Source organism: Ignavibacteriota bacterium (assembly GCA_016716225.1).
Taxonomy (GTDB): domain Bacteria; phylum Bacteroidota; class Ignavibacteria; order Ignavibacteriales; family Melioribacteraceae.
This window is the reverse complement of the sequence record JADJWT010000001.1, coordinates 1,555,910-1,568,215: the sequence shown is the minus strand read 5'-3', so window position 1 is coordinate 1,568,215 and position 12,306 is coordinate 1,555,910. Positions and strand designations below refer to the sequence as shown.

At 30.8% G+C, this 12,306-nt stretch carries 10 protein-coding genes and 1 tRNA gene; 8 read left to right on the top strand and 3 right to left on the bottom strand.

Translation table 11 applies throughout. From position 1 onward, the window contains the following. Positions 1–101 precede the first annotated feature (101 nt). The gene (locus IPM32_06625; GenBank protein MBK8944935.1) at positions 102–356 is read right to left on the bottom strand and encodes a GIY-YIG nuclease family protein; all 255 of its coding nucleotides are present in this window, start codon (positions 354–356) and stop codon (positions 102–104) included. A 37-nt stretch (positions 357–393) separates the two neighbouring features. After that, positions 394–465: transfer RNA gene (locus IPM32_06620), tRNA-Asn, on the bottom strand. Positions 466–722: 257 nt separating this feature from the next. Here IPM32_06620 and mce point away from each other — a divergent pair. The 6 genes from mce to IPM32_06590 all read left to right on the top strand — a co-directional run bounded on the left by mce (position 723) and on the right by IPM32_06590 (position 6,088). Continuing rightward, a complete protein-coding gene (mce, locus tag IPM32_06615) occupies positions 723–1,136 on the top strand; it encodes a methylmalonyl-CoA epimerase (GenBank protein ID MBK8944934.1) in 414 nt (137 codons plus the stop codon). 27 nt (positions 1,137–1,163) lie between these two features. Next, positions 1,164–2,723, top strand: coding sequence for an acyl-CoA carboxylase subunit beta (locus IPM32_06610; protein ID MBK8944933.1), 1,560 nt, complete (start codon positions 1,164–1,166; stop codon positions 2,721–2,723). Positions 2,724–2,731: 8 nt separating this feature from the next. After that, positions 2,732–3,154: an OadG family protein gene (locus IPM32_06605; GenBank protein MBK8944932.1), complete on the top strand. Its 423-nt coding sequence runs from the start codon at positions 2,732–2,734 to the stop codon at positions 3,152–3,154. A gap of 10 nt (positions 3,155–3,164) precedes the next feature. Then, positions 3,165–3,608 (top strand): biotin/lipoyl-binding protein, encoded by a 444-nt coding sequence (locus tag IPM32_06600; GenBank protein MBK8944931.1) that lies wholly within the window; start codon positions 3,165–3,167, stop codon positions 3,606–3,608. 2 nt (positions 3,609–3,610) lie between these two features. After that, positions 3,611–4,774 carry a sodium ion-translocating decarboxylase subunit beta gene (locus IPM32_06595; GenBank protein ID MBK8944930.1) on the top strand — a complete coding sequence of 388 codons (1,164 nt, stop codon included), beginning with the start codon at positions 3,611–3,613 and terminating at the stop codon, positions 4,772–4,774. A 384-nt stretch (positions 4,775–5,158) separates the two neighbouring features. After that, positions 5,159–6,088, top strand: a complete 930-nt coding sequence (locus tag IPM32_06590) for a TerC/Alx family metal homeostasis membrane protein (GenBank protein ID MBK8944929.1) — start codon at positions 5,159–5,161, stop codon at positions 6,086–6,088. 139 nt (positions 6,089–6,227) lie between these two features. On the opposite strand, the gene IPM32_06585 is transcribed toward IPM32_06590, so the two are convergent. Next, entirely contained in the window at positions 6,228–7,499 is a 1,272-nt protein-coding gene (locus IPM32_06585; GenBank protein ID MBK8944928.1) for a dicarboxylate/amino acid:cation symporter, read from the bottom strand. 124 nt (positions 7,500–7,623) lie between these two features. On the opposite strand from IPM32_06585, the gene IPM32_06580 reads away from it, so the two are divergent. Together IPM32_06580 and IPM32_06575 are read left to right on the top strand one after the other, a co-directional pair. After that, positions 7,624–9,594, top strand: coding sequence for a T9SS type A sorting domain-containing protein (locus IPM32_06580; protein MBK8944927.1), 1,971 nt, complete (start codon positions 7,624–7,626; stop codon positions 9,592–9,594). Positions 9,595–9,695: 101 nt separating this feature from the next. Beyond that, positions 9,696–12,272 (top strand): T9SS type A sorting domain-containing protein, encoded by a 2,577-nt coding sequence (locus IPM32_06575; GenBank protein ID MBK8944926.1) that lies wholly within the window; start codon positions 9,696–9,698, stop codon positions 12,270–12,272. Positions 12,273–12,306 lie beyond the last annotated feature (34 nt).

Genomic DNA, 12,306 nt, shown 5'->3' with positions numbered 1-12,306 from the left:
TGTTGAATTTAAAACGTTGACTTTATTCCTAAAATAAAAAGCCCAAGAATTTTATTCTTGGGCTTTGCTCCGCGAGTAGTCCGTCAGCTGACGGATCGAACCTACAACCCGTCAGCATTTATTAATTTCCAAATAAATTCTCTTCCTTTTTGAGACTTTAATTGTTTCTCTCTTATTATTGCTTCATTTCTTGTGGGAAATTCTTCAACATAAATAATTTCCCAAGGAGTGTACTTTTTTGTATATGCGGAAAGTAATTTATTATTGTGCTCAAACAATCTTCTTTCTAAATCTTCTGTTTGACCAATATAAATTTTATTGAATTTTAATGAATATATAACGTATACTTTATTCATAAAATAAAAAACCCAAGAATTTTATTCTTGGGTTTTGCTCCGCGAGTAGGGCTCGAACCTACAACCCTTCGGTTAACAGCCGAATGCTCTACCATTGAGCTATCGCGGAATAAATTTTAGAGTGCCAAAAATATGCTTAATTCTAATTTTTGTCAAGATGTTTTTTAGGTTACTTATTTTTATTGTTTCAAATGAGAGAAAATGAACTTCCAATATTTGAGAATAAATTCTATTTAATTTGTTTAAATAGTTTACAAAACTAAAATAAATTACAAATTATGAATAATAAATTGATATTTATACTTTTTTGCTTATAGGCACGTTAATTGTAACTAAACTTTCTTGAATTTTAAATAAAGGAAAAAAATGAATATAAATCGAATAGAACATTTGGGAATTGCAGTTAATAATTTGGAAGAATCTATAAAATTTTATGAGGAAAAACTTGGATTAAAATGTTATGCAATTGAAGAAGTTGCTGATCAAAAAGTAAAAACTGCATTTTTCAAAGTTGGTGAAACAAAAATTGAACTTTTGGAATCTACTTCACCAGATGGACCAATTGGAAAATTTATTGAGAAAAAAGGGGAAGGAATTCATCACATTGCGTTTCATGTTGAAAATTTGCATGAATCTCTAAATGAACTTCAGCAAAAAGATGTAAAATTAATAGATGCAAATCCGCGTAAAGGTGCAGAAAATTTAAATATTGCTTTTCTTCATCCGAAATCAACCGGTGGAGTTTTAACAGAACTTTGTTCAGATAAATTAACAATTTAAATAAATTAGTTTTTTTTAGGAGAAATAATGTCGTTACAAGATAAGATTAAAGAATTGATGGATATGCGACAAAAAGCGCGTTTGGGCGGCGGTGAAAAAAGAATTGAAGCCCAGCATCAAAAAGGAAAATTTACCGCACGTGAAAGAATTGAAATGTTATTGGATGACGGTTCTTTTGAAGAATTTGATATGTTCGTTTCACATAGAACTGTAGATTTTGGTTTAGATAAACAAACATATTTATCCGATGGAGTTGTTACCGGTTACGGAACAATTGACGGAAGATTGGTTTACGTTTTTTCACAAGATTTTACAATTTTCGGCGGATCACTTTCAGAAATGTATGCACAAAAAATCTGCAAAGTTATGGATAAAGCAATGAAAGTTGGCGCACCCGTAATTGGTATTAACGATAGCGGTGGTGCGAGAATTCAAGAAGGTGTAAAAAGTTTAGGTGGATATGCAGATATTTTCCAAAAAAATATTTTAGCTTCCGGTGTTGTTCCGCAAATTTCCGCAATATTTGGTCCATGTGCTGGCGGCGCAGTTTATTCGCCGGCTTTAACAGATTTTACAATTATGAGTAAAAATACAAGCTACATGTTTGTTACCGGTCCAAAAGTTGTAAAAACTGTAACCGGCGAAGTTGTTACCGATGAAGAACTCGGAGGTGCAATGGTTCACGGAACAAAATCTGGTGTAACTCATTTTGTTGCAGATTCCGAAGAAGAAGGAATTTTACTAATTAGAAAATTATTAAGCTATCTTCCACAAAATAATTTGGAAGATCCGCCGTTAGTTGCATGTGATGATCCGATTGACAGATTGGAAGATACTTTAAATGAAATTATTCCGGATAGCCCAAACAAACCTTACGATGTAAAAAATGTAATTCATGCAATTGCTGATAATCATGAATTTTTAGAAATCCAAAGACATTATGCCCCAAATATAATTACCGGTTTCGCAAGATTTAACGGAATTTCTGTGGGAATTGTTGCTAATCAACCGAATTATTTAGCCGGAGTTTTAGATATAAATTCATCAAGAAAAGCTGCAAGATTTGTACGTTTCTGCGATGCTTTCAATATTCCAATTTTAACATTGGTTGATGTTCCTGGATTTTTACCCGGAACAGCACAAGAATATGGTGGAATTATTCTTCACGGTGCAAAATTATTATTTGCTTATGGCGAAGCTACTGTTCCGAAAATTACAATTATTTTAAGAAAAGCATACGGCGGCGCTTATGATGTTATGGGATCAAAACATTTACGCGGCGATATAAATTACGCCTGGCCTTCAGCAGAAATTGCAGTGATGGGTCCGCGCGGTGCAATTGAAGTTTTGAATAATAAAGAAATTGCCGCAATCGAAAATCCAGAAGAAAGAAATGCTTTCATCACTCAAAAAGAAAATGAATACAAACAAAAATTCGCAACTCCTTATGCAGCTGCAAAATATGGTTATATTGATGATATTATAGAACCACGAAATACTCGATTCAGAGTTATTCGCGCACTTCAATCTTTATCAACAAAGAAAGATGTAAATCCGCCTAAAAAACATTCCAATATTCCATTGTGAGGTATGAAATGAATTTAGGTTTAATTTTACAAGCAACCGCTGCAAAACTTGATTCCGTTTCGAATGCTAAAATTCATGAAAACGCTGATAAGTTCAATCAAATTGATCCTTGGGGCGTGGGAATGACTTTCGTTGGAATGGCTGTAGTTTTTGTTTCGCTTTTACTTCTCTACATACTTTTTTTCAATATTTCAAAAGTTCTTGCATTCAAAATAAAGAAATCAAGAAAAGTTGAAGGTAAAGACATAAAGGTTAAAGAAAGTGAAGAAGATTTAAGCGGAAACGTAAGTGCGGCAATTGCAATGGCTTTGCATTTATACATGAGTGAATTGCACGATAAAGAAAATACGGTTCTTACAATTAATAAAGTTGCAAGAACATATTCGCCGTGGAGTTCAAAAATTTATGGTTTAAGACAAAATCCAAGATGAGGAAAATGAAATGAAAAAGTTTAAATTTACAATAAATGGAAGTGATTACGACGTTGAAATTGTTAATATTGAAGATAATATTGCCGAAGTTGAAGTGAACGGAACATCATACCAAGTGCAAGTTAACAAACAAATTCAAACAACAAAAACTCCAAAATTAGTTAGATCAGTTGTTGCACCATCTACGGATATTGCAATATCTGAACAAAGAACCGCAAAACCAACTGCAGCAAAAGGTGCGGGACATATAAAATCTCCTCTTCCTGGAGTTATTTTAAATGTTCATGTAAGAGAAGGAGATTCTGTAAAAATCGGCGATAAGTTAATAACACTTGAAGCTATGAAAATGGAAAATAGTGTTAATGCAGATAAAGAAGGAAAAGTTGTTAAAATTAATGTGAGACAAGGTGATTCTGTTATGGAAGGCGATGTTCTTGTTGAGATTGGAGGTTAAAAATGCAGCAATTTATTGAATTTGTAGCTCACGGTTTTGATCAATTTATGCGGTACACTGCATTTGCAAATTTTACACTTGGTCATGTTATAATGTTAATTATTGCTTTAATTTTTCTTTATTTAGCAATTGTAAAAGATTATGAACCGCTTCTATTAGTACCGATCGGATTTGGAATTTTAATTGGAAATATTCCTTTTTTAGAAGGCGCTAATTTGCAATTAGGAATTTATGAAAAAGGAAGCGTTCTTAATTATTTATATTTTGGTGTAACTCAAGGAGTTTATCCCCCTTTAATATTTTTGGGAATTGGTGCGATGACGGATTTTTCTACTTTGCTTTCAAATCCAAAATTAATATTAATTGGCGCTGCTGCCCAATTAGGGATTTTTGGAGCTTACACATTATCTTTAGCTCTGGGATATCTCCCTCAACATGCTGCAGCAATTGCAATTATTGGCGGAGCAGATGGTCCAACTGCAATTTTCTTATCATCTAAATTAGCTCCGGAATTAGTTGGCGCAATTGCAGTTTCCGCATATTCTTATATGGCACTTGTTCCGGTAATTCAGCCGCCGATTATGAAATTGCTTACAACCGATAAAGAACGACAAATAAGAATGAAACCTCCGCGCCAAGTTTCTAAATTGGAGAAAATACTATTCCCAATTGTCGGATTACTCTTAACATGTTTTATCACTCCTTCTGCATTGCCCCTTTTGGGAATGTTATTTTTTGGTAATATTTTGAAAGAAAGCGGAGTTACAAAAAGATTGGCAGATACTGCAAAAGGTTCATTAATAGATATTGTTACTATTCTTATTGGATTGACGGTTGGCGCTTCAACTCAAGCAACAACTTTTTTAACTGCAAAATCAATTGGTATTTTTGGATTAGGAGCGCTTTCTTTTGTAATTGCAACAACCGGTGGAGTAATGTTTGTAAAGATCATGAATTTATTTCTAAAGGAAGAAAATAAAATAAATCCATTAATTGGAAATGCCGGAGTTTCAGCTGTTCCGGATAGTGCAAGGGTTTCTCAAGTTGTTGGCTTACAATACGATTCAAAAAATCATTTGCTTATGCACGCAATGGCTCCAAATGTTGCGGGAGTAATTGGATCAGCAGTTGCAGCAGGTATTTTACTTTCGTTCTTTTTGGGATAAAAGCGTACAGACGTATAAACGTTGAGACGAAAAACGAGAAACGTAAAACAAAAAAATACAAAAGATGCGATCTTATTAAAAGATCGCATCTTTATAATACCTTAAAATTAATCTATTACAATTTTTAAAATTTTTTCTCTGCATAATAGATTTTTTTCATTACTTTTTCTACGAAATTTCTTTTTCGATAAAAACATCGGAATCGAAATGATTCGTATTTATTTTTTAATCGTTTTTTAAGTCTTAACATTTCAAAGTTTCAACTTTTTTGCGTTTCTTCGTCTTTCATTTTTCGTTTTACATTTACACATTTCTACAATCTCCATTTTTCATTTCTCGTTACTTCAAATTTCTCTATCTTTGACCTTATAATTTTAGGATAAAATGGAAATTCATATTCTTTTCTGGTTAATATTTGCTGCATTGTTTATTGCTGTTTTTATTTTCGATTTGGTTTATACAAGTCACCACCGCGGAAAAATAAATATAAAAGCCGCTTTGATGTGGAGCGTAATTTGGATTGCAGCCGGATTTTCTTTTGCAATTTTAATTTATTTTTATTTTCCGGATGGACACACAAAAAGTTTTGAATATATCGCAAGCTACTTAATTGAAAAATCTCTTTCGGTAGATAATTTATTTGTATTCTTAATGATTTTTGGAACAATGGGAATTCCGGAAAAACATCAACCGAGAATTCTTAAATGGGGAATTATTGGAGCTGTAGTATTGCGAATAATTTTTATTCTTGCCGGTGTTCAACTTTTAAAAACTTTCAGTTTTATGATTTACATTTTTGGCGCAGTTTTGGTTTATACTGCAATTAAAATGTTTACCGCAAAAGATGAAAAAATTCATCCGAATGATAATGTATTTGTAAAATTAACTAAGAAATTTTTCCCGGTAAAAACAGATGTAGAAACGGATCATTTTTTTGTTAAAGTCGGGAATAAAACTTATGCAACCGTTGCTTTTATAACCTTGATACTGATTGAATCAACAGATTTAATATTTGCAATTGATTCAATTCCCGCAGTTTTAGCAATTACAAATGATTCATTTATTGCTATAACTTCAAACCTTTTTGCAATTCTTGGTTTGCGATCACTTTTTTTTGCACTTGCCGGAATTTTAAATTTATTCAAATATTTGAAATACGGAATTTCGTTTATACTTCTTTTCATTGGAGTAAAAATGTTGCTAAGTGCATTTTTACACGTGCCGGTTCAAATTTCATTGATTGTAATTATTGCTGCATTAGGAATTTCAGTTTTTGCATCAATAGTATTGAAAGGTAGTAAGGTTGGTAAGTGAGGACGCAAAACGTATAAACGTGAAAAAGTGAAAACGCAAAAGTGAAAAAAAAATAATTTTAAAATCGGTATTCGTGCATTCGTGTCATATTATTACTATAGATAATTTTGCAATCTTGAAATTTTGTAATTTTTAGATATTATTCTTTAGCTAATTGATATCCTTCAGATTTTGCGACATAAGCTGCACAAGTAATATCACCGGTTACATTTAAAACTGTTCTGCACATATCAAGAAATCTATCAACACCAAGAATAATTGCAATTCCTTCTGCGGGAACATTTACCATCATTAAAACCATAACTAAAAGCGGAATGGATCCGGATGGAACTCCGGCGGTTCCGATTGCAGTTAAAACACTCATTAACACAACTATTAATTGAACTCCAAAACTTAGTTCAACTCCAAAAACTTGTGCAAGAAATAAAACTGTAACTCCTTCAAACAAAGCTGTTCCGTTCATATTCATTGTTGCACCAAGTGGAAGAACAAAGCCAGTAATTTGTGATGGAATTCCCAAATTCTTTTGCGAAACAGAAATTGATGTCGGTAAAGTTGCACTGCTTGAACTTGTTGAAAATGCGGTTAACATTACAGTTTCAATTTTCTTAAAAAATAAAACCGGATTATATTTTGCGAAAGTTTTGATTAAGATGGGAAACGATAATAATAAGTGAATTGTTAATCCAAGTAAAACTGTAATAACGTAAATACTTAATGCAACCAAAAGCTCAAAACCGAAACGCGAAGTTGTTGAAAATATTAATGCAAAAACACCGTACGGTGCCAATTTCATTGCGATGTTTATTACAATAATTGTAATTTCATTTATTCCTTCTAATAAACTAATTACCGGCTGAGCTTTATCTTTTCCAATCATTGTTAATGCAACGCCAACAATTATTGAGAAAAATATTAAAGCCAACATTTCGGGATTAGGTTTTGCAATTGCTGCTATTGGATTTCGAGGAACTATGTTTACCAAAGTTTGAATTCCGAATTCTATGTTTTCCGATTTTTCCTTTATTTCGCTTGCTTCACTTTGGTAAGAAGTTAATAATTTTGTTTTAATTTCATGTGATAAATAATTTCCCGGTTTTATTGTATTAACTAAAGTCAATCCAATTGTTACAGCTAAAGTAGTTACTAGAAAAAAATATAAAATTGTTTTTAATCCAATTCTTCCAAGATTTTTCAAATCGCCAATTTGAGCAACTCCCAAAGACAAACTCGCAAACACTAATGGAATCACCATCATTATCAACATATTAAGAAATATTTTTCCAAGAGGATCAGAAAAATAAGTTTGCACAAAATTTAAAAAACTTGTTTCGCTTAAATAAATATTGCTTAAAATTCCAAAAACTGCTCCAGCCAATAATCCAATAAAAATTTTTGTATGTCTACTCATTAAAAGAAACCCTATAATTAACTTGAAAAACTTTTTTTAATTATTTACTATTTATTTCAAAATTACACATTAAATTTTGGTTAACAAAAAAAATGAAGCTTTATTTCAAAAATGAGAATATAAAATGAAAAAAATAATATTGATTTTTTTTATGACAGTAATTGTAAATATTTTTTCACAAGAAAGAGGAATTGATTATTGTATTAAATCGCAATTAAGCAAACATAATGATTTTATGAATATTACTTATAGTGGCGATTCAAAGTTTGATGTAACATATTATAAATTAATTTTCGATATAACTTACTCTCCAAATTTTCTTTCCGGAAATGTTACAATAAATGCAAAAAGTAATTTTGATAATGTGACAAATATTTTTCTCGATTTACAAAAAACTATGAATGTGCAGAATGTTTCGATCGATGGAAATCCGGTTAATTTTATTCATGATAATTCAAATACAATTAAAATTGATTTGGGAAAAAATTTGAGCTTGAATCAAGAATTTTCCGTACAAATTATTTATAATGGAATTCCCGGAAGTTCCGGATTTGGAAGTTTTGTGTTTAGAGAACATAATGGAAGTCCCGCAATTTGGACTTTAAGCGAACCATACGGCGCAAGCGATTGGTTTCCATGCAAAGATACACCGGCAGATAAGGCAGATTCTTCTGATGTTTGGATCACAGCGGATGATTTTTTTTACAGCGTTTCTAACGGAAAATTAATTGAAGAAATAAATAACGGAAACGGTACAAAAACTTTTAAATGGAAAAATAGTTACCCGATTGCGCATTATTTAATTTCTTTGGCAATGACTAATTATGAAATTTATGAACAACAATTTGAATACGCTGAAGACAAATTTATGCCGGTTATACATTATAACTATCCCGAAAATTTAACAGATGCACGAAAATTGGATTTGGATAAAACCACAGAAATGTTGGAAGTTTTTTCAAATCTATTTGGAGAATATCCTTTTGCAAAAGAAAAATACGGACACGCTGAATTTGGCTGGGGCGGCGGAATGGAACACCAAACTGTTTCTTCAATGGGAAGTTTTGGTGAAGGAATTGTTTCTCACGAGCTTGCACATCAATGGTTTGGCAATAAAATAACTTGCAAAGATTGGCAGAATATTTGGCTTAATGAAGGATTTGCGACTTATGCGGAAGCACTTTGGCTTGAAGAGAAATATGGTAAAGAAAGTTATAGTGCTGAAATTAATTCTTTAATGTTTTGGTCAACCTACGCAATAGGTTCAATTTATGTGCAAGATATAAGTTCAATTTCTGAAATTTTTGATGGAGCAAGAAGTTATTCAAAAGGTGGTGTTGTGCTTCACATGTTAAGAGGAATTTTAGGCGATTCACTTTTTTTCAAATCGCTGCAGTCATATTTAGTTCATCTAAATTATTCTTATAATGTTGCGGAAACCGAAGATTTTAAAAATGTTTGCGAAGAAATTTCCGGAATTGATTTGGATTATTTTTTTGATGAATGGATTTACGGTGAAAATTATCCAAAATATTCTTTAGAATGGAATTTCAATTCGGTTGGAAATAATAAATACAATGTTCAATTATTACTTTCTCAAGAAGCAAATTCAAATCCAACTTTTTTCACAATGCCGATTCAGTTTTTAATCAGAACAAATTTAAAGGATACATTAATCACAGAATTAAACAATTTACAAAATCAATCCTTTACTTTTGAAGTTGCCGGAATGCCCGAAAATATTGAGTTTGATCCAAATAATTTAATATTTAAAACTGTAACTAATATTACTTCGATAGAAGATTCTTATCAAATTTTTGATTTTAGTTTAGAACAAAATTATCCAAATCCGTTTAATCCGGTAACGACAATAAAATATTCTATTCCGTCAAACGAAAAACGTGAATCGTCAAACGTAAAAATTTTGATATACGATGTTCTGGGAAAAGAAATAAAAACATTAGTAAACGAAAAACAAAATCCGGGAAATTACAAAGTTGAATTTGATGGAAGCAGTTTACCAAGTGGAATTTATGTTTATCAGCTGCAAGTTGGACATTTGTTCAATTCTAAAAAGATGGTTTTATTAAAGTAAAATTTCTAATACTTTAATTTGCAACTATATATTTGCATTGAATATATTTCTGCACGAAATTATTTTAATTCATAACCCTCAGCTAGTATTTTTTGGAATTTATGAAATCGAAAATTTTCTTGCTTGCTTCAATGATCATGTTTACTTCCAATTTACTTATTTACCCATACAATGATTCACTGAAAAAAATCAAAAAGACAAATATTAAAGCGCATTATTCCAAATTTAATATCAATAATATTTCAACATTTATTTATAATGATGGAAATTCTGATATTCATCCTAATGGTAATTCCGGTTTAGAGTATCCAATCGGAAGCAACAAAGCTGTAGTTTTTGAATCGGGATTAGTTTGGGGTGGAAAAGTAAACGGAAAAATATTGGTCGGCGGTTCCACATATTCTCAAGGATTATACGGCGGAAAAGTTTTAGAATCTGGAAATGCACAAGATCCAAATGATGAAAAAGTAAGAGTTTACAGAGTTAGACCTGATTACAAATTTGGAAATATTAGCAATGAAATTTTAGACGAAAAAAAATCTGAGCGAGAAATAAGAAATCAATATGCAAAAGATTGGTATGACTGGCCAGCGGAAGATGGAGCACCATTTAAAGATGTAGATAATAATGGGAATTATAATCCCGAAATTGATATTCCAGGAATTCCCGGAGCTTCTCAAACACTTTGGTATGTAGCAAATGATTTAGATTCTAATAGAGCAAAAGAATTATACGGCTCTCCAACTATGGGAATGGAAATGCAAGTTACAATTTGGGGATATAAAAACATTGATGTTCTAGAAAAGTTATTTTTTAAGAAATTTATCTTAATTAATAAAAGTAAGAATATCTTTGAAGAAATGTATGTTTCTCAATGGTGCGATCCAGACGTTGGTTATGCCGGAGATGATTATGTTGGATGTGATACAAATCTAAACTTAGGTTTTGCTTATAATGGCGAATTACAAGATGATTATTATGGATATGAAGTTCCAGCTGTTGGTTTTAATATTTTACAAGGACCTATTGTTAAAGGTAATTCAACAGATATAGCAAAATTCAATGGAAAAATATTAAATGGTTATAAAAATTTAAAAATGACTTCATTTGTTAGATTATTAAAAAATTTCAATTCTGGTTTTGATGATCCAGATATAGGTGATTACGATTTTGGAACTCTTCAATTTTATAAAATTATGCAGGCACTTGATGTATTTGGAAATTTAATTTTGGACCCACTAACTAACAAACCCACAAAATATTCTGTGCCAGGTGACCCAGTAAATAAAATTGGATGGTACGAAAGTATTGATAAATATGGACCTGCAGATCGTAGATTAGCAATAAACAGCGGTCCGTTTACAATAGCTCCGGGAGATACACAAGAAGTAATTATTGCGGAAATTGTTGCCGGGGGGAATGAAAACATAGATAGACTTCAAGCAATTACATCATTAAAAAATAATTGTGAATTTGCAGAATATTTGTATGAAAATGATTTTAGGGACTTATCTCAGCTTGTAAGTTTTCCTATTGAATTAAAAAAAATTGAATTAGACAAACAAATTATTCTTACTTGGTATGATTCTGACAATGTTTCAAAAATCGAAAATTATGATAGTCAATTGTTCAAATTTCAAGGTTATACAATTTATCAGTTTCCTAACAGAAATTTTGTAAAAGAAGAAGCAAAAGTTGTGGGTAATTTTGATATTATTGACGAAGTGAAAAATATTACATCAGAAATTTATGATGAGGAGAACAATTTTTATTCAAACAAAGTTTTAAAAATTGCAAATGATTCTGGAATAAAAAGACATATTTTAATTGAATACGATAAATTTTCTGGAAAATATTTAAATAACGGAACTGAATATTATTTCGGTATTTCGTTTTATTTAACAAATAAAAATATTTTGAATGTTCCCAAAATTATCGAATCAGAGATTTACACATTAAGCGCAATTCCGCAGGTAATTAACTCGGTAGAATATTATGGCGTAAATTATGGTGATACAATTTATAATTACACAGATCCGGAAAAAACAATAAATATAATTTCCACAATAGCAAATCCCGAAAGTTTAATTGAAAATGAATATAAAATATCATTTAATATTAATGATTTTTGGAGCAAAACTACTTGGGACTTAATTGATAAAAATGGTAACATATTATCTGATAATAATAAAATTCACATTCAAAATTCATTTGGAGATTATGCACCAGTTTATGTAAACGGAATTCAAATTAATATAGAAATAATTGATTCTTCAAATTCTCCAATATCTATTGATAGTTTATTTGTATTTAATACCACTGGTTCCAAATTCAATAAAGATGAAATTCAAAAGAGAGAAATTGAAAAAATTAATGTTTTCCCAAACCCATATTATGCAACTCATACAAATGAAAATAGTCAATACGAAAAATTCATTACATTCTCAAATTTGCCTCAGAGAGCAAAAATAAGAATTTATAATATAGCGGGTCATTTAGTAAGAACAATTTATAAAGATAATGAATCTCAATACATAACTTGGGATTTAACAAATGAACATAATTTTTGGGTTGCAAGCGGAATATATTTAGTTTATATCGAGATGCCGGATTTAATGGAAAGTAAAATCCTAAAACTCGCTTTAATTCTGGAGACTATAGTTCCTCACTATTTTTAATTCGAATTTTTCTTTATTATTCGTTCAAATATTC

Bases quoted from the DNA above. Each gene is read 5' to 3' on its own strand.
- IPM32_06625 (MBK8944935.1), bottom strand. From the start codon at position 356: ATGAATAAAGTATACGTTATATATTCATTAAAATTCAATAAAATTTAT.
- mce (MBK8944934.1), top strand. From the start codon at position 723: ATGAATATAAATCGAATAGAACATTTGGGAATTGCAGTTAATAATTTG.
- IPM32_06610 (MBK8944933.1), top strand. From the start codon at position 1,164: ATGTCGTTACAAGATAAGATTAAAGAATTGATGGATATGCGACAAAAA.
- IPM32_06605 (MBK8944932.1), top strand. From the start codon at position 2,732: ATGAATTTAGGTTTAATTTTACAAGCAACCGCTGCAAAACTTGATTCC.
- IPM32_06600 (MBK8944931.1), top strand. From the start codon at position 3,165: ATGAAAAAGTTTAAATTTACAATAAATGGAAGTGATTACGACGTTGAA.
- IPM32_06595 (MBK8944930.1), top strand. From the start codon at position 3,611: ATGCAGCAATTTATTGAATTTGTAGCTCACGGTTTTGATCAATTTATG.
- IPM32_06590 (MBK8944929.1), top strand. From the start codon at position 5,159: ATGGAAATTCATATTCTTTTCTGGTTAATATTTGCTGCATTGTTTATT.
- IPM32_06585 (MBK8944928.1), bottom strand. From the start codon at position 7,499: ATGAGTAGACATACAAAAATTTTTATTGGATTATTGGCTGGAGCAGTT.
- IPM32_06580 (MBK8944927.1), top strand. From the start codon at position 7,624: ATGAAAAAAATAATATTGATTTTTTTTATGACAGTAATTGTAAATATT.
- IPM32_06575 (MBK8944926.1), top strand. From the start codon at position 9,696: ATGAAATCGAAAATTTTCTTGCTTGCTTCAATGATCATGTTTACTTCC.